The organism is Halpernia frigidisoli, assembly GCF_900113805.1.
In the GTDB taxonomy this organism is placed as follows: Bacteria; Bacteroidota; Bacteroidia; order Flavobacteriales; family Weeksellaceae; genus Halpernia; species Halpernia frigidisoli.
On the sequence record NZ_FOQT01000003.1, the window covers coordinates 115609 to 134378 of the forward strand.

11 protein-coding genes are annotated in these 18770 nt (G+C 34.6%); 2 read left to right on the forward strand and 9 right to left on the reverse strand.

Going from position 1 to position 18770, the window contains the following annotated elements; genetic code table 11:
* Nucleotides 1-42: 42 nt before the first annotated feature.
* The 9 genes from fabD to rimP all read right to left on the reverse strand — a co-directional run bounded on the left by fabD (nucleotide 43) and on the right by rimP (nucleotide 16040).
* Nucleotides 43-918 (reverse strand): ACP S-malonyltransferase, encoded by an 876-nt coding sequence (gene fabD, locus BM238_RS08815; RefSeq protein ID WP_090079967.1) that lies wholly within the window; start codon nucleotides 916-918, stop codon nucleotides 43-45.
* Between the two features lie 18 nt (nucleotides 919-936).
* On the reverse strand, nucleotides 937-2859 hold the full coding sequence (locus tag BM238_RS08820; RefSeq protein ID WP_090079968.1) for a LysM peptidoglycan-binding domain-containing protein: 1923 nt from the start codon (nucleotides 2857-2859) through the stop codon (nucleotides 937-939).
* 39 nt (nucleotides 2860-2898) lie between these two features.
* Nucleotides 2899-4485, reverse strand: coding sequence for a bacillithiol biosynthesis cysteine-adding enzyme BshC (bshC, locus tag BM238_RS08825; protein ID WP_177205450.1), 1587 nt, complete (start codon nucleotides 4483-4485; stop codon nucleotides 2899-2901).
* Between the two features lie 36 nt (nucleotides 4486-4521).
* Nucleotides 4522-6450 (reverse strand): putative porin, encoded by a 1929-nt coding sequence (locus tag BM238_RS08830; protein ID WP_090079972.1) that lies wholly within the window; start codon nucleotides 6448-6450, stop codon nucleotides 4522-4524.
* A 94-nt stretch (nucleotides 6451-6544) separates the two neighbouring features.
* Nucleotides 6545-7975, reverse strand: coding sequence for a RagB/SusD family nutrient uptake outer membrane protein (locus BM238_RS08835; protein ID WP_177205451.1), 1431 nt, complete (start codon nucleotides 7973-7975; stop codon nucleotides 6545-6547).
* Nucleotides 7976-8037: 62 nt separating this feature from the next.
* Nucleotides 8038-10848, reverse strand: coding sequence for a SusC/RagA family TonB-linked outer membrane protein (locus BM238_RS08840; RefSeq protein ID WP_090079976.1), 2811 nt, complete (start codon nucleotides 10846-10848; stop codon nucleotides 8038-8040).
* Between the two features lie 536 nt (nucleotides 10849-11384).
* On the reverse strand, nucleotides 11385-14237 hold the full coding sequence (infB, locus tag BM238_RS08845; protein WP_090079978.1) for a translation initiation factor IF-2: 2853 nt from the start codon (nucleotides 14235-14237) through the stop codon (nucleotides 11385-11387).
* 81 nt (nucleotides 14238-14318) lie between these two features.
* Nucleotides 14319-15554 carry a transcription termination factor NusA gene (gene nusA, locus BM238_RS08850; protein ID WP_090079979.1) on the reverse strand — a complete coding sequence of 412 codons (1236 nt, stop codon included), beginning with the start codon at nucleotides 15552-15554 and terminating at the stop codon, nucleotides 14319-14321.
* A gap of 21 nt (nucleotides 15555-15575) precedes the next feature.
* Nucleotides 15576-16040, reverse strand: coding sequence for a ribosome assembly cofactor RimP (rimP, locus tag BM238_RS08855; protein WP_090079981.1), 465 nt, complete (start codon nucleotides 16038-16040; stop codon nucleotides 15576-15578).
* 180 nt (nucleotides 16041-16220) lie between these two features.
* Between rimP and BM238_RS08860 the strand changes: the two genes are divergently transcribed.
* Entirely contained in the window at nucleotides 16221-17534 is a 1314-nt protein-coding gene (locus tag BM238_RS08860; RefSeq protein ID WP_090079983.1) for a UDP-glucose dehydrogenase family protein, read from the forward strand.
* Nucleotides 17535-17666: 132 nt separating this feature from the next.
* On the forward strand, nucleotides 17667-18746 hold the full coding sequence (gene rfbB, locus BM238_RS08865) for a dTDP-glucose 4,6-dehydratase (RefSeq protein ID WP_090080472.1): 1080 nt from the start codon (nucleotides 17667-17669) through the stop codon (nucleotides 18744-18746).
* Nucleotides 18747-18770 lie beyond the last annotated feature (24 nt).

Consider the following 18770-nt stretch of genomic DNA (forward strand, 5'->3'; position numbering starts at 1 on the left):
AATTATTTAAAAAAAGCCACAAAAAGCGGCTTTTAAAATTTTCTAGATGGCTGATGAAGTTTCTGCCGTTGGGTCAATTTTCTTTATTAAACCCTGCAAAGTTTTTCCTGGACCAACTTCCACAAATCTGTGCGCGCCATCTTTTATCATATTTTGAATGATCTGCGTCCATTTTACAGGTGCGGTCATTTGGGCGATCAGATTTTTTTTGATCTCTTCTAAATCAGTAGTTGCCGTTGTAGAAATATTCTGATAAATAGGTAAAGTCGCTTTGTTAAATTTGGTTTTTCCAATTGCTTCGGCTAACTTTTCCTGTGCAGGTTCCATTAGTGGCGAGTGAAATGCCCCGTTCACCGGTAATAAAAGTGCCCGTTTTGCACCGGCATTTTTTAAAGCCTCACAAGCTTTTTGAACAGCTTCTGTTTCCCCGGAAATCACTAATTGTCCCGGACAGTTATAATTTGCTGGTACCACGATACCGTCTATCGTTGAACATATTTCTTCTACTTTCTCATCCGGCAATCCTAAAATTGCTGCCATTGAACTTGGATTTGCATCACAGGCTTCCTGCATTGCTTTAGCACGGGCAGAAACTAATTTTAATCCATCTTCGAAAGATAAAACGCCGTTTGCGACCAATGCGGAAAACTCTCCCAGCGAATGTCCTGCAACCATTTCAGCGCCTATTGTATAAGCTGCTTTTACCGCTGCAACGGAATGAATGAAAATTGCGGGCTGTGTCACCTGCGTTTTTTTAAGGTCTTCTTCTGATCCATTAAACATAACTGAAAGAATATCAAACCCTAAAATGCCATTAGCACTGTCCATCAGGTCTTTGATGTCTTTTCGGACTTCATACAGATCTTTTCCCATACCCACATATTGCGAGCCCTGTCCCGGGAATACAAGTGCTTTCATAAATTTTTTAAAATAGTCTTAATTTTGTGGCATTAATCTTACAACGCGGTAGCCTGTGTTTTGATAAGCACCGTTCGGTTTTGTTCGTACAAATTCGAACTTTGTTGCAAGCTGCGTTTGCACTTTTCCCATTTGCTTGAAAAGCTCTCCTTTTTTATTTTCTCTGCTCAAAATATCATTTACAACATCAAAACCAATAACAGAATATTTTGACGGAGATTTACAATATTTCAGCTTATAATCTGCTAAAACTTCTTTTTCAAAAGTTCCGTCTGTCACGATCTTTCTATCCATTAAATAAACGAGATTTGCCTCACTCAGATCATCAACATTTTTCTCGAAAGCACTGTTATAATACATACTAAAAGATTTTGTACCAGATGCAAGCTTCGAGATCTCAATCATTTTTTGAGCAAATGCCGCGCCTGTACTTTCGTCATCTGTAGCTAATATAGCAATCACCGGCGCAGACTGACCAGTCATCATATTCTTATCAACAGAAATTTCTGAAGATGAATTAACTATAACAATATTTGGAGTTTTTAAATTTTTCTCCAAATTATTTTTAATATAATTGGCCTGAATTTTATCCTGATCTGCTACAATATAAATTTTTTGATCAGAAAAAACATCTTTCACTTCTTTTGCAATTCTATCCGCGTAGACATTATCATTGGTTTCTATGATCACAAGATTGCTATAATCGTAAAGATCTGCAGAATTTGCAAACGGCGCAACAACAGGAATATTCTGTTTTTTCACAAAATCCAAAACTTCCAAAACACTTGATTTAAAAAACGGTCCTATGATCAGATCCGTGTTGTCCGGATTAATCTGAGTTAAACTGTTTTTAAAGGACTTTTCGTTGCCGGCATCAATTACTTTTATGTCTAATTTTTGACCTGCTTTCACATTTCTTTCAATCGCTAACTTAGCGCCCGTCAGAAAATCGAAAGACAGACTTCTGTATTTTGAATCATTGGAATCAAAACCAAAAGGCAACATTAAAACCACGTTCAACGCATCACCTGCTTTTTTCTCATAACCAGGTTCTAATTTTTTTATTTTTAAAACCATTCCAGATTTTAAACCTTGCGATAATTCAGGATTTAAGGAAATAAGTTCATCAAGAGAAATTCCAAATTTATTTAAAATTCCAAAAACCGTATCATCTTTTAATACTGTGTAAGTGACAAAATCGTCAGAACTTGAAACTCGGGTATTTACAGAAGAAGCGGAACTTTCAACTTCAACTTTTGCTGCTTTCTGTGTATTTTTTGATTCTTTGTCAGAAATTTCCTGTCCCGCACCCTTTATGATGATCACATTCCCTGGCTTTAAACCACTTTGTTCAAGCTGTGGATTTAGAGCAAAAAGCTCATTTTGTGTAAGATTAAATTTACGGGTAATCCTGTAATAATTATCTTTCGCTTCTACGGTATATGAATTTTCTGAAGTTACTTTCGGTGTTTCAGCTACATTTTCCTGAGGATTTACAACATTTGTTTGGGCAGAAGCCAAAGGTTGACTTCCAGCGTATTTTGAAATTAAATTTGACGGCAAAATAACTTCGTCGCCAATCTTCATATTCGCATCAAGATTTGGATTCAAATTACGCAAATCTGCCTCTGAAATATGATATTGTTTTGTTATGCCATAAACAGTTTGTTTCGGTAACAAAACGATTTTGCCTGTAGATTTACTTGACACTGAAGGAGATATTACAGCAGTTTTTGTAGTATTTGCATCAATTTTTAAAACATCTCCCAAAGCTAGCGTTCCTTTTGCCTGAAGATTCAGTTTATAAAGCTGATCTATGGTTATACCATATTTTTTCGAAATATTATACGGATTATCACCTTTAATAACAACGTGTGTTTTCTGTGCAAAAACGCCAAAACTAACTAAAAGGCCAGATAAAAAAAGGAATTGCTTGATCATTAAATAGTCTTAATATTTTACAAAAATAAGTCTTTAAAATTAAACCTCAAGGATTATTAATTCTGAATTTTCAACATTCATTTCTTCGTAAGATTTATCTATAAATTCTTTTCCTGAAGTGCTGAAAAAGACAGAAAAATTAAAAACGCGTTCCTGCCAGGTTTTCCCCGGATGAATATCCAGAAATAACTGCTCCATTCTATTTAAAAGTTCTGATTTCTTTATTTTTTCTGCCCTCAACAGTCGTTTTTCCATTCTGCTAAATGATTTCAACTGACGCGTTTCTTCGGCTTCTACAAGATTTCGGAAGGTAACATCCGTTTTTTCAGCTTCATCTTTTAGTGCGTTAAACTGAAGTTTTAAAACTTTGTGCGTATTTTCTAATTCTGATAATATGTCATTATTTTCTAAAAGTTTTTCCTTTACTAATGCGTCAAAATTTTTAAAGTAATCTGCAATATTTAAATGTAGTTTATCAAGTTTTGAAAACACTTTTTCTGATAACCAAAGCATTGAATTTCTCGGTACAAGAATGGGAAAATCTAATTCTATTTTTTTAAAGAAATCTTTAAGTTCCAACCAATACATAATTTCCGCATTGCCGCCGATGTAGGCAACATTTGGCAAAACACTTTCCTGAAAAGCCGGCCGCAAAACTGCATTTGGGCTAAATTTTTCCGGATTTTGCTCAAGTTCTTCTAAAATTTCTTCTTTAGTGAATTTTAAATCTGTGTCTAAAACTAAATAATTTTCCCCGTCAAATTCTATTCTGTTTCTTGTTTCAGACAAATAGAATAAATTAATTTCACGTGGATTTACCTGAACTTTTCCATAAAGATCAGTTAATTTCTGAATCGCATTTTTAGAATAATTAAATAAATCCTGAGTCAGCAATTCGGCTTTGAAAACTGATTTCATTTCAGTTTTTAAAATTTTATCATCGCCGTCGATCATTATTAATCCATAATGAGAAAGCAACTCATTGACTAAAAATCTTGTCGCAGAAGTTAAAGTTTCACCCTTTTGATAAGCTTTTTTTAGCAACATTATTAATTCTGTTCCAAAAATATCATCTTTAAATTCCTCTTCAAAGGAAGAAATAAAGGCGAGATCCTCTAACTTAATTTTACCTACTGCGCCACCGGAATTTGCTTTAAATTCATAAAAATTATTACTGGTTTTAAAGTGATTGATCTCTTCAAAATCATGATCTTCAGTCGCCATCCAAAAAACAGGGACAAAATCATCTTCAGGAAAATTCTTTTTTAAATAGACTGCCGTTTTTATAGTTTGCAGAATTTTGTACACGAAAAATACCGGTCCGCTAAAAAGATTTAGCTGATGGCCAGTCGTGACGGTTAAAGTATTTTTATTTTGAAGTAAAGAAAGGTTTTCCTGCTGAGATTGGGATAAATTAAGATCCTGAAGCTGAGTTTCTAAAACATTACAAAGATTTCTACGGGTTTTATCGGAAAAATTATTCCTTTTATTTTCTATTTTTTCTTTAAAATTATCCAGGCTAAATGAATCTTCACGAAATTCCGGGAATTTATCATTCAAAAAATCTTTGATGAGCTGCGGGATTGAATTGATTTCCGTAAAATTTAAACTGGATTTTTTTTTCAAAATATTATTTTTTAAAGGAAATAAGATCTTTTAATCTTAATTAAACAAATACCACACAATTCCAAGATTTAACCTGAAATCATACAATGGATAATCCGGCGCCGTGAACGATTTATTTTGAGAAAATGTAGTGTCAAAATGCTGTGCTTCCACAAAAAAGATCAATCTTTTTACTTTAAAATTAATGTAGCCATCTGCAATTGGTTGCCCTCCAATAGAAGTTGAATTGGAGTCGGGTAAAATAAATTCATTTAAAATTGGAAAATATTCTCGTGAAGCAAATTTTGAAAAGTAATAGACCTTCACGCCTGCCTGAATTTCCGCCGCGTTTTTAAAAGCTTTTGTTTGATAATAAATATTCGCTCTTCCGATGAAATTGGGCATGGGCAGAAGATCTTTATTAGTTAAAGCACTCTGAAAAAGTACTTTTCCATTGAGATGAAATTTAGAATAATCTAATGTTGCTTCTCCACCAACTTTCGAAATATTAAGCGATGTGCCACTTTGCTGCGGCTGCGCATTTGCATCAAGGTAGGTATAATTGTCAATTCTGTAGTAATTACCAAAAAGCTGCGCATTGAACCATTTTAAATTTATTTTTCCACCGATGTCTGTTACCGTTTCATTATTAGCATCTTTTAAATAGTAATTAAATTTACGATAAACAGAAGTATTTTCCAGCAGATTAAATGTTGGTGAAGAGGATTGAAAATTAACGTGAGCGTCAACTTTATAACCATTTATTGGCTCTACACTTAGTAAATTCTCTGATTTAATAAATGTTCCGAAAGCGCTGCCCTGAGAAAATTCAAAAAATGATTTGAGATCAATCCTGTTAATTAGTTTTATTTGAAGATTTCCAACTGCACCAATTCTGTTTTCAGAAATATCGGTAGGAATTATGTACAGATCTGAGATTACTCCGGGTGTCGCACCTGTTTTGATTTTTTGATAACGAAGACCGGCATCGAATTTAAATTTTTCTTTATCAAAAACCAGACTTGTCGTGTTACTAAAATTCTGAGAGTATTTTTTAGTGAAAGGAGGAAAATTAGGAATCAGATCATTAGGAGAACTGAAATAAAAAGGCTCTAAAACCCTTCCAAAATAATATTTATTTACCTGACTAAAAGTGGTATTTCTAATTTTAAATGGATATTTCTCTACATTAAATGGTGCAAATTCCTGACTTAAATAATATCTTCTGTATCGAAATTCACTATTTGAATTAAGTAAATTAACCTGAAAATTTTGTCTATCGCTAAATCTACTGTCGCCAGCTAAAAATAATCCCACATCTGTAATACCGCCATATTCCTGATTATTCACATTTTGGCTAATGTAATGCGCAAAAAGCTGATAGCGTTTATTTTTTGAAATGTAATGTGCGGAAACTGAGGTATTATTATTTGCCGCTAAACTATTTTGATAATTTCCAAGTGATCTTAAGCCAAAATAATCGATCGCAAAATTAAATCTTGCTCCGATATTTTGAGTGTAGGTTGAATTTAAAACAGCGCCATTATTTACCGCATTATGATAGATGAAAGCGGCAGTCGGCGTTTTTACATCGTAGTATTTTATATCATCGATCTTTAAAATAGTGAAGGATTTATTTTCTGGCAATAAGCTTAAATTTTTCTCAGAATTTACGCTATAAACCATATTTTGAAAACCTGATCCAATATTCGCAAATTGAATTTTACCAAAATTATCCTGATTATTATATTGGGAAAAAATGAAAGTTTTATTTTGTGAAAGAACTGTGTCAAAAATTTTCTTTTCAGATAACTGCGTCTGATAGAGGTAATCATTAATGGTTGGTTTAAATATTTTGAGCGAATCTTTTACTCCGGCATCTATTACCAAAGTGTCGCTGGATTTCACCTGATTGCCATCGGTTTTATTAATGACCTGCGCTTTTAAGGAAAGGCAAAAAAATAGACTCAAAAAAAGATATTTCATCAAATGTAATTGGAGTACAAATGTAAAGAAATGGAAGACAATAAAAAAACCACTCTTAAAAAGAGTGGTTAATTAAAAATTTAAAATACTAATGTTAATATCCAGGATTCTGAACAATTTTTGGATTAATATTAATTGCGCTGATTGGTATTGGCCATTGCCATTTTGTGTTTGAAGGAGCAATAAGTTGAACTGTTGCAGGAATACCTGTACCATCAATATTTGCACCTTCACCTGTTCTTTGCATAGGTAAGCCTAATCTTTTAAGAGTAAAAAATCTGTCGTTTTCAAATGCAAGTTCTAATCTTCTTTGAAGCAAAATTTCATTTAAAAGTGCGGCACCCGTTAATGTAACCGGCACGTAACCGCTATATCTTTGTGCCTTCAAAGTGTTAAGCAAGGAATTTGCCAACGCATCGTTAGTGCCTGTTCTAGCGGCTGCTTCAGCAACATTTAAGTAAACCTCAGCCGTTCTTAAATACTTTGGTTCTATTACGTTCAAAGCGGTTGCACCGCCAGTATTTACCGCATATTTTATAACATTATTTCTTACAACATTTGTTGATCCGCTTACATAAGTACTTGTTCTGATATAGGCAGATTTTCTTATATCATTTGCTGCGAATAAATCATTCAATGATTTAGGCACAACATACTCAGATCTAATGTTTCCGCCGGTTGCTGTTGCGAATTGCTGATATGCAACACCTGTAGAAATGGCTTCATTAACAGAATTTAGAATTTTTAAAAGCACACCGTCTGTGTTATTTGAACTCCATACTGAACTGAAGTTACTGATAGATCCTACTGATGGAGATGCTGCAATACATAAATTACCATAAAGAATAGCATTGGGATAATCTCCATAATACAAATACACTCTTGACAATAACCCATTCACAGCAGCTTTGTTGAATTTAGATTTATCGGTTGGATTATCAGTAATATTAGCAGCTGCAAATTTAAGATCATCAATAATTTTTAAATAAACCTGATCAACTGTTAAATTTCTTGTAGCTGTATTATCATCAGGCGCAAATGCACTGATGTATGCGATACCTAAAGAAGCTTTCGCATCTGAGGATTGTGTCGGAATTTTACAGTATGCACGCACTAAATCAAAATGCGCTGCTGCTCTCACAGCTCTAGCCTGTCCTTCAATATTATTTCTAAATGCATCTGCCGGAAGGTTATTTAAATAAAGTAATGGTAAATTCGCTCGTGAAATGACAAAATACGCCTGATTGAATAAACCAGTAACTGATCCATTATCATTAGAAAATCCCCAGTTGTAAGCAAGGCCATTGCTTTGTCTTCCTTCAGGATTTAAAATTAAATTATCTGTTGTTAAGTCCGGCAAGATTAATTGATTACCAGTGTCTGTGGAAAAGTATCCTGAGCCTTTAATAGCGGTGTATGCACCATTTATTGCCTGTGTGAAATTTGCTGAGCTCGTAAATGCAGTTGCTGAGGCAACTTGAGTTGATGAAACTTGCACAAGTTCTCTGTCACATGAAGATAGCACACTTGTAGCGGCAACTCCAAATAAAATTATTTTTACTATGTTATTTTTCATTATTATTATATTTAAAATTGTACTTCAAAGCCTACTGTTACAGTTCTGGTTGTAGGATATGTGTATAAGGTATATGAATTAGGAACATCTGCATTTCCTTCTCCCGAACCTGCCGCGACTTCCGGGTCACCTTCATACTTTGTCCACAAGAATAGATTTTGCGCCTGCGCATAAACTCTGAATGAATTAATTGGAACATTCTCACCCAAAAACTTTTTATTAAAAGTATAACCAACATTTAAGCTCCTAAATCTTATGTAATCTGTTTTTTGTAGGAAATAATCTGTGAAATATATACCATTTACGCTAGGTTTAGCAAGAACATTTGTATCACCCGGATTTTTCCAGTAATTCGCAGCATCAACTCTCTTTTGTGTGGCGAATTGTGAAGAGTCAAGTAAATTAAGAGCTTCATAATTTGCTGAATAGCCGCCTGCTTTATATGTGAAATCTGCAGTGATATCAAAATTCTTATATGAAATTGTCCCTCCAAAACCACCAAATATTTTTGGATACGGTGATTTATTGGTGATATCTTGTATATCACTTCCAGTATACAGATTAGTAACTGTCATCCCATTTACTGTAGAAAAAGTTTCACCAGGATTCGCAGTTGTACGATTAGTGTAATACAAAGCGTCACCATTAGCAGAATTTACACCTGCATATTTTACCATTCTAAAGTAATAAGGCGTTTCACCAACTTTCAATTTATTATTGTTACCAATATTTCTTTCCGTTTCGCCTTCACGAAGCGCTAAAATTTTGTTTTCAACATGTGAAAAATTTCCTCTTAATTGAAAATTCAGGTCTTGCGTTTTGATAACATCGGCAGAAAGATCTACTTCAATCCCTTTATTTTCTAAATCTCCTGCATTATCATATACTGTATAACTACCTTGTTGTCTATCGTACGGAATCAACTGCAAAAAGTCTCTTCTCTGATTTCTAAAAACTTCAACCGACCCTTTAAATCTTCGTGCGTAATCGAAATCTAAACCTAAATTGGTTATTGCTACACGTTCCCATTTAACATTAGTATTACCTACAGTCGTTGGAACAACAGTTGTTGCACTTGGTCCATACAAACCAAAAGCTACGTATGGTTGGTTTACATAATCTGGAATCGGAGCATCATTCCCTGCTATACCATAAGATGCTCTTAATTTTAAGCTGTTTAATTTAGAACCATCTAAAAAACTCTCTTTCGCGACATTCCAAGCGACACTTCCACTACCAAATGTTCCGAATTGTTCATTCAATCCAAATCTGGAGCTACCGTCTCTTCTCACGGATCCACTTAAAATATAGCGGGAATCGTAATTATAATCTAGTAATCCGGCAACTGCAGTTCTTACTGTGCTTGTTTGTGAACTTGTTGTTGCAAAAGGAGTAACCATATTAGATAGAACATCTAAACCTGGTGTGCGGTAATTTCTACCTGTGGCACTTAGTAGATTTGTTCTCTCTTTATTGTATTCGTAAAAAGCTGTCAATTCAACATGGTGAAGGCCAAGATCTTTTATATAATCCAACCTTTGATTGGCTGTAAGATAATAAAGATCATTGCTGGATTGTGTTACCTGTCCGTTATAACCCAATGCATTGTCTAGATAGGATTTTGGCTGAATAATGGACAAACCTTTAAGTAGCGCAAATGTATTTGAAAACGTTGTTTTAAATGTTAGATCCTTGTAAATCTTGTATTGCCCATATATATTACCATTTACCCGTAAATTCTTATTTCTATTTGGATTCGTTTGCAAAGCTTCCAACACAGGAAATCCTGCCGCAGATAAATTGTATGTTCCATCCGGATTAAATACCGGATCGTACGAATTTGCACGGTAAAGAAAGCCAAACGGATTCTGAGCATTATTTAAATCTCTCTGATTTTGTGTAACCTGAAAACTAAAATCGGCATTCATACCCATTTTAAATTTATCAGATAAAGAATTTTCAAAATTCACTCTACCAGTATACCGCTTAAGCGCATCTAAAAAGCGAACAATTCCTGAATTATGATCATAACCCAATGAATAGTAGTATAAGCCTTTATCAGTTCCACCACTTGCAGTTACTAAATAAGATTCTTCACCAGAATTTTTTAATATATCTTTCTCCCAATCATGGTTATTCGCTGTTAATGTTGCAACCTGTGCAGCTGTCTTAGGCGTATTTCCAACAAATGGAGAAATAGCATTTTCGTAAGACAATTTCTGAGCAGCATCCATCAGTTGGAAATTCATTTGATCGTTAGAAATCTTTTTTGATGTTCCATATCTGGATTCTAAAGTAAATCTCGTTTTTCCTTTCTCACCACGTTTTGTAGTAACTACAATTACACCCGCAGATGCTCTTGAACCATACTGAGCGGTGGCTGCTGCATCTTTTAAAACAACAACGCTTTCTACCTGACTTGGATTAAGAGCATTAAGTTGAGCCGCAGATGAATACTGACCATCTATTACTACCAGTGCTGATGTATTAGAAAAATTAGAAAAACCCCTAACTGTAATAATACCCGCACTTCCCGGCTGACCGGTATTTGTTTGCACAAGTACACCTGGAGCTCTACCCTGAAGCATGTTGGTTACGGATAAAGTATTTGATTGAGCTTTCAGCTCATCTGCACCGATAACTGATTGTGCCTGAGTGATTAAGTCTGTTTTTTTAGACTTATAGCCAGTTACTACTACTTCATCAATTGCTTTTTCACTGGTAATAGTGTCTCTTTTCGCTCTTTGTGTCGTTTGAGCCATAAGTAATGATCCAGTAAAAAATACTGCTGCCATACTTACTACGCGTAATTTTAAATTCATATTAAGATTATTTTAATATTAAAGCGCAAAGTTGTTAAATAAAATTAACATACACAACATTTAAAATATATTTTTAAAAAATTAGTAATACTAGCGAAATAAGCAATTTATAGCGATTTGACTTATCAAAATCTAAAAAAAATGATAATAAAATTAAATTTCTAATTTTGAAATATTTAACATTACAAGATTTATTTTATGATTTCGTTAACGCTAAATTCACTTGTTTTGATTTCATTAATACTTCAAATAACGACGAGCACAGCGTTATTCAGGATTTTCCGTATAGTAAATTTTAAAATAGAGTTAGTGTCAATAATTTTTAGTTTCCGAAATAACTAAAAAATGAATAGAATATTTGTGTTTAATGCAATATATTTAGCTAACAATTTCAATCGGTTAACTTAAAGAACTTGATTTTTATCAATATTATTTGAACACCAATAAAATGAAAAGTTCCTATGTAAAACATATATAAATAAATAATCCCACACTTTGTGCGGGATCATTTATTTATCAAAATATTATAAATTATATTATTTTAAGGTTTTCTTTACAGAAATTTCTTCATAAACTTCCAAAATGTCACCGGCTTCAATATCATTAAAACCTTTAATATTAAGTCCACATTCATAACCTTTTGTTACTTCTTTCACGTCGTCTTTGAAACGTTTTAAACTTTCAAGTTTACCATCAAATTTAACAATACCATCTCTCAATAATCTGATATTTGAATTTCTGGTCACTTTTCCCGTTAAAACCATACAACCTGCGATTGTACCTACTTTCGTGATTTTGAACGTTTCTCTAATTTCTACGTTACCAATTACCTGTTCTTTAATTTCTGGTGAAAGCATACCTTCCATGGCTTCTTTTACCTCATCAATAGCATCGTAGATTACAGAATATGTTCTGATCTCAATCTCTTCTTTATCTGCTAATTCTTTTGCATTAGCACCAGCTCTTACATTAAATCCTATTACGATAGCATCTGAAGCTGCTGCCAAAAGAATATCACTTTCAGTAATCTGACCAACACCTTTATGTAAAATATTAACCTGAATTTCTTCAGTAGATAATCTAACTAACATATCGGAAAGTGCTTCTACAGATCCATCAACATCACCTTTTAGGATAATATTAAGTTCTTTAAATTCACCAAGCGCAATTCTACGACCAATTTCATCTAAAGTTAAATGTTTTTTAGTTCTTATAGACTGCTCTCTTTGTAACTGATCACGTTTATTAGCAATTGTTTTCGCTTCTTTTTCATCAGTGAAAACTCGGAATTTATCACCCGCTGTCGGCGCGCCGTCCAGACCTAAAATAGTTACCGGGATCGCTGGACCTGCAGTTTCCAAAGGATTTCCACGTTCATCCAGCATGGCTTTTATCTTACCATGATTTGTTCCTGCTAAGACATAATCGCCAATTTTCAAAGTTCCGGATTGTACGAGAACTGTTGAAATATAACCACGACCTTTATCCAGCGAAGCTTCAATAACAACACCCTGACCTAATTTATCCGGATTTGCTGTTAATTCTAATAATTCAGCTTGTAATAAAACTTTCTCCAAAAGAGCGTCCATATTGGTTCCGATTTTCGCAGAAACTTCCTGAGACTGAACATTTCCACCCCATTCTTCAACCAAAACATTCATTGCAGAAAGCTGCTCACGAACTTTATCAGGATTTGCTCCCGGTCTGTCCATTTTATTTAAAGCAATGATCATTGGAACGCCTGCCGCCTGAGCGTGAGCAATAGCTTCTTTAGTTTGCGGCATCACATCGTCATCAGCTGCAATAACAATAATTGCAATATCCGTCACCTGCGCACCACGCGCTCTCATAGCAGTAAATGCTTCGTGACCTGGTGTATCTAAGAAAGTAATTCTTTGACCATCTTCAAGTTCCACATTGTACGCACCAATATGCTGTGTAATTCCACCAGATTCACCGGCGATCACATTTGTTTTTCTAATATAATCTAAAAGCGAAGTTTTACCATGATCTACGTGACCCATTACGGTAACAATAGGTGCACGACTCAATAAATCTTCTGGAGCATCCGCTTCAACTTCTGTTATAGATTCCTCAAGATCTGCATCAGAAAATTCTATTTTAAAGCCAAATTCATCAGCCACTAATAGCAAAGTGTCTGCTTCCAAACGTTGGTTCATTGTTACCATTACGCCTAAAGAGAAACATGCTGAGATTACTTCCATCGGGCTCACTTCCATCAAACTTGCAAGTTCTCCTACAGAAATAAATTCTGTTACTTTTAAAGTGGTATCTCTTGCATCAGCTTCATTCTGAAGATCATCCTGCTCTCTTCTATAAACTCTTTTTTCTTTTCGATATTTAGAACCTTTAGATTTACCTTTTTTGTTGGTTAATTTTTCTAAAGTTTCTCTAATTTGATTTTTAACCTGCTCTTCCGTTAATTCTACTGGCATTGAAGGTCCTGTTCCACGTCTGCTGGTTCCAGGTCGTTGTTGACCACCGCCGCCTCCGGGACGATTATTATTATTATTGTTATTACCTGGACCACCCGGGCGATTTTGCTGCGGTGGGCGGTTTGCCCCTCCCGTATTTGCTGTTCCAGTTGTGCCAGTATTTGCAGTACCTGGTTTGCCAGGAACTTCTATTCGTTTTCTTTTCTTTTTATTTGCACCTGCAGCAGGCTTCGGTTTGTTGAACTGTGATAAATCAACAGTTTGCTTTAAAATTTTAACACCTTCAAGTTTTTTATAAACCGTTTCAATCACTTGAGATTCCGGTTCTTCAGCTGTAGTTGTAATTTCAACAGTTGCTGCGGGCTCAGTTGCTTCAGCTTTTACAGGCTCTACTTCTACAGGTTTTTGTTCTGCTTTTGGTATTTCAGCTTTTGGTGCCTCTTTTTTAGTATTTCTTGGTTTTGTTCCTTCAATTTGAGAAAGATCAATTTTATCTAAAACTTTGAACTCCTGTTTTTCAGGCTGTTTAATAGATTCAACCACAGGTTTTTCCGCGACCACCTCTTTTTGTACAGGAACTTCCGCTTGCACCTTCAGCTCTTCCACCACTGGTTTTACCGGATTTAGATCTATTTTACCTAAAATTTTTGTTTCGTTTTGCGGCTCAGCCTTAGCGCGGATCACTTCTGGTGCTCTTTGCACTTCAAGCTGAAGTTTTTCTTCCGGAACTTTTGCGATCACCACTTCATGAGAAGCCTTTTTCTGTTCTCCGTCTTTACGGAACTCCGCCTCTAATGCAGAAAATGCCTTTTCTTCTAACACAGTATTTGGATTGTTCTCAACTTCCATACCCAGGCTTTGTAGAAAATCTACCGCACGAGGTATAGAAATGTTAAGTTCCTTTACTGCTTTATTTAATCTTATTTTTGGCATATAAATTTGTTTGCTTCAGCGTGCCTCGAGTGCACAAAACTGTTTTTTTTTAATTTAAATTATTATTATAAAAGTGAAAATTTAAATATCTAATTCCGCCTTTAATATTTGTTTTACATCATCGATGGTCTCATCCTCCAGATCGACTAGTTTCGCGAGTACATCTGTGTCTTTATCAACAATACTTCTTGCTGTAAGTAAACCCACTTTTTTAAACTCATCAATCACCCAGTCTTCGATCTCATCTCTAAATTCATCGATATTTACATCATCATCTTCTCTCTTCTCTCTGTAAACATCAATTTCATAACCGCTTAACCATGTTGCCAAACGAATATTTTGTCCCTGTTTACCAATCACTCTGGAAATTTCTTCAACTGGCGTGTAAACAAGCGCGTATTTAGTTTCCTCGTTGATCTCTATTTTATTAACAGTCACATTACCCAAAGCTCTTTTCACCATTATTTCAGGATTTTTAGACCATTGAATAACATCAATATTTTCATTTTTCAACTCACGAACAACTCCATGAATTCTTGAACCTTTCACGCCAACACAAGCACCAACAGGATCAATTCTGTCATCATAAGCATCAACCGCAATTTTCGCTTTTTCTCCAGGAATTCTAACTACTTTTTTCAAAATAATTGTTCCGTCCTGAATTTCCGGAATTTCCAGTTCCAATAATTTTTCCAAAAATACTGGCGAGGTTCTGGATAGTATGATCTGTGGTTTTGAACCATGAAAATCAACGCTTTCAACTATAGACCGTATGCTTTCTCCTTTTTTAAAATAATCGGAAGGAATCTGATTTTCTTTCGGTAAAATAAATTCATTGCCCTCATCATCAAGCAAAATTACGTGCTTATTTCTGATATGATGTACTTCTCCTACAACAATCTCACCAATCTTATCGTGAAATTCGTCATATAATGCCGCATTGTTATATTCCTGAAGTTTAGTTGAAAGAATTTGTTTTAAAGTTAAAACACTTCTTCTTCCTAATTGTGACACTAAAATCTCTTGTGTATATTCTTCTCCAACTTCAAAACTTTCGTCAATTTTTTTTGCCTCAGAAAGTTCTATTTCTAAATCATCGTCTTCAGACATTTCGTCTTCCACGATCATTTTATTAAGAAAAATCTGAAAATCGCCTTTATCCGGATTCACGATCACATCAAAATGATCATCAGAATCATATCTTTTTCTAAGTAAAGTCTTCAGGGAATCTTCGATAATAGCCATTAAATCTATCTTGCTGATTCCTTTCTCGTCTTTAAAATCGCCAAATGATTCAATCAACGCTAAATTATCCATCTCTTTTTCTTTATAATTTTTTTAAAATTTTACTACAACAAGGGCTTTTTTAATGTCAGTGTAAGAAATTTTTCTTTCTTCAACTACATCTTCTTTCCCCTTGCCGATCAGTTTTGGTCTTCTGTATTCCAGTTTTAAAGTAATATCGGTGTCACTTACATCCATAAGTTCTCCTGCTATTTCTTCATCATTATTCAACCAAACTTCAATCTCTCTTTCTATATTTTTTCTAAATTGTCTCGGCGTCTCTAAAGGTTCGCTTAAACCTGCGGACATCACCTGAAGACTGAAATCTTCATCCTCTTCAAGATTAAATTCTATCGCGCGGCTCGCATCAAGACAATCCTGAAGAGTGACGCCGTTGTCTCCATCTAAAATTACTGTAATATCTTGTGCGGATGTTATTTTCGTTTCTATCAGGAAAAGATCTTCTCTTTCCGCTAAGAAATCATTTATTAAACCGGCAACTTTTTCTTTAAAACTCATCTCAATAATGCTGAAAATTCATCTACGAAAAAAGGCTTTCTTCCGAAGCCTTCCCATTTTATCCCGTAAATCTTTTGCAAAGATAAAATAAAAAATAATGTTATGCAAATACATTAAACTACTTAAAAACAAGATAATAAAACAGATTTCGTATTTTTGCAAAAATTAAAACATAAAACTTTGAATATAACGATCGTTGGGACAGGATATGTAGGTTTGGTAACCGGCACTACATTAGCAGAATTGGGAAATTCCGTCTACTGTGTTGATATTGATGAGAAAAAAGTCGAAGCCATGAAATTGGGTAAAGTTCCAATTTATGAGCCCAATTTAGAGGAAATGTTTTTAAGAAATATTCAGGCGCAACGTTTATTCTTTACCACAAATCTCAAAGAATCTTTGGAAAAGAGCGATGTTATTTATCTCGCGCTTCCAACGCCACCAGGTGAAGATGGTTCTGCGGATCTTTCTTATGTTTTAAAAGTGGCCAATGATATTGGTGAAATGATGACTTCTTATAAAGTGATCGTCAATAAATCTACGGTTCCTGTGGGGACTGCAGATAAAGTTCGTGCAACAATTGCTGCCAAAACGTCTGTGGAATTTGATGTGGTTTCTAATCCGGAATTTTTGCGTGAAGGTTTCGCCGTAGAAGATTCCATGAATCCCTCGAGAGTTGTAGTTGGCTCAAGTTCGGAGAAAGCGAAAGGTTTTATGTCTAAAGTTTATCAGCCTTTCACAAATATTGGTATTCCTATTATATTTATGGATGAAAAATCTTCAGAATTAACAAAATACGCGTCCAATTCTTTTCTCGCCGTGAAAATTACGTTCATGAACGAGATCGCAAATTATTGTGAAAAAGTAGGCGCTGATGTTGATAAAGTTCGATTAGGAATGGGAAGCGATGACAGGATCGGAAATCGATTTTTATTCCCGGGAATTGGCTACGGCGGAAGTTGTTTCCCGAAAGATGTGAAAGCCTTAATAAAATCCGGAAAACAGGAGAATTTTGATTTTCAGATTTTAGAAGCGACTGAAAACGTCAATATTTCTCAAAAAGTAATACTAGTCTCAGAAATTGAAAATTATTTTGGTGGAAATCTTAGAGGTAAAAAAATTGCACTTTGGGGTTTGGCCTTTAAAGCAAATACAGATGATATCAGAGAAGCTTCTTCTTTAGATAATATTAAATTATTACTCGAAAAAGGTGCAGAAATTACCGCTTATGATGCGATCGCCGAAGAAAATGTAAAGAAAATTTTAGGTGATAAAATTTCTTACGCTTCAGATATGTATTCTGCGTTGGAAAATGCAGATTGTCTTTTGATCGCCACAGAATGGAGCGAATTTAAAAATCCTAATTTTAAATTAATGGCAGAAAAGTTAAAAAATAAAGCGATTTTTGACGGCAGAAATATGTTTCCTTTGGAATTACCGGAACAAAATGGATTTTTTTATAAATCTATCGGAAGAAGAACGGTTGGGGAATAATTAATATAAAAACTTTAAAAATACAAATTATAATGCGGCCCGGCTTGAACGGAGCTCTTTTTTCTGAAGCGCAGCGGAAGAAAAAAAGCGGGAGTGGAAGACGGAAACAGCCGCCCAAATAAAAATAAAAATATGAAAAACACAATAATAACCGGCGGCGCAGGATTTATCGGATCGCACGTTGTAAGAGAATTTGTAAAAAATAATCCGTATTCAAAAATTATCAATCTTGATGCTTTAACTTACGCTGGAAATCTTGAAAATTTAACAGATATTGAAAACGAACCAAACTACGTTTTCGAGAAGGCTGACATTACAAAACCGGAAGAATTACGTCCGATTTTTGAAAAATATAAACCAGACGCAATCGTGCATTTAGCGGCGGAAAGTCATGTTGACAGAAGTATTACGGACCCAAATGCTTTTATTAACACAAATGTAAACGGAACGGCAAATCTTTTGAATCTTGCAAGAGAATTCTGGACTTTAAACCCAGATCATCAACACGGAAACTTTCCCGGAAGTGAAAGAGATTTTCTTTTTTATCATGTTTCAACGGATGAGGTTTATGGAAGTTTGGGCGAAACAGGTTTTTTCACGGAAGAAACTTCTTACGATCCAAAATCGCCATATTCTGCGAGTAAAGCGGCGTCTGATCATTTGGTTCGCGCTTATGGAAATACTTACGGAATGCCGTTTATTATTTCAAACTGTTCCAATAATTATGGTCCAAACCATTTTCCGGAGAAATTAATTCCGCTTTGTATTTTAAATATCATTAACGAGAAACCTTTGCCAATATACGGTGATGGAAAATACACGCGTGATTGGCTGTATGTTATTGATCATGCAAAAGCAATCCATCAAATCTTTAATGAAGCAAAAACTGGCGAAACTTACAATATTGGTGGTTTTAATGAATGGAAAAATATTGATTTAGTTAAAGAATTAATTAAACAAATGGATGAAAAGTTGGGGAAACCTGCAGGACATTCAGAAAAATTGATCACTTATGTGAAAGACCGACCGGGACACGATTTGCGTTATGCGATCGATGCAAATAAACTTAATAAAGAGTTAGGATGGAAACCTTCCGTCACTTTTGAGCAGGGTTTAGGAAAAACAATTGACTGGTTTTTAGAAAATCAGGATTGGTTGAATGATGTGACAAGTGGGAAATATCAGGACTATTATAAAGAACAGTATTCTTAATCAAGAAGCGGTTATTTCTAACTA

What these genes read in the sequence shown, in the direction of transcription:
- fabD (WP_090079967.1), bottom strand. Translation starts at nt 918, where the DNA reads ATGAAAGCACTTGTATTCCCGGGACAGGGCTCGCAATATGTGGGTATG.
- BM238_RS08820 (WP_090079968.1), bottom strand. Translation starts at nt 2,859, where the DNA reads ATGATCAAGCAATTCCTTTTTTTATCTGGCCTTTTAGTTAGTTTTGGC.
- BM238_RS08830 (WP_090079972.1), bottom strand. Translation starts at nt 6,450, where the DNA reads ATGAAATATCTTTTTTTGAGTCTATTTTTTTGCCTTTCCTTAAAAGCG.
- BM238_RS08840 (WP_090079976.1), bottom strand. Translation starts at nt 10,848, where the DNA reads ATGAATTTAAAATTACGCGTAGTAAGTATGGCAGCAGTATTTTTTACT.
- infB (WP_090079978.1), bottom strand. Translation starts at nt 14,237, where the DNA reads ATGCCAAAAATAAGATTAAATAAAGCAGTAAAGGAACTTAACATTTCT.
- nusA (WP_090079979.1), bottom strand. Translation starts at nt 15,554, where the DNA reads ATGGATAATTTAGCGTTGATTGAATCATTTGGCGATTTTAAAGACGAG.
- rimP (WP_090079981.1), bottom strand. Translation starts at nt 16,040, where the DNA reads ATGAGTTTTAAAGAAAAAGTTGCCGGTTTAATAAATGATTTCTTAGCG.
- rfbB (WP_090080472.1), top strand. Translation starts at nt 17,667, where the DNA reads ATGAAAAACACAATAATAACCGGCGGCGCAGGATTTATCGGATCGCAC.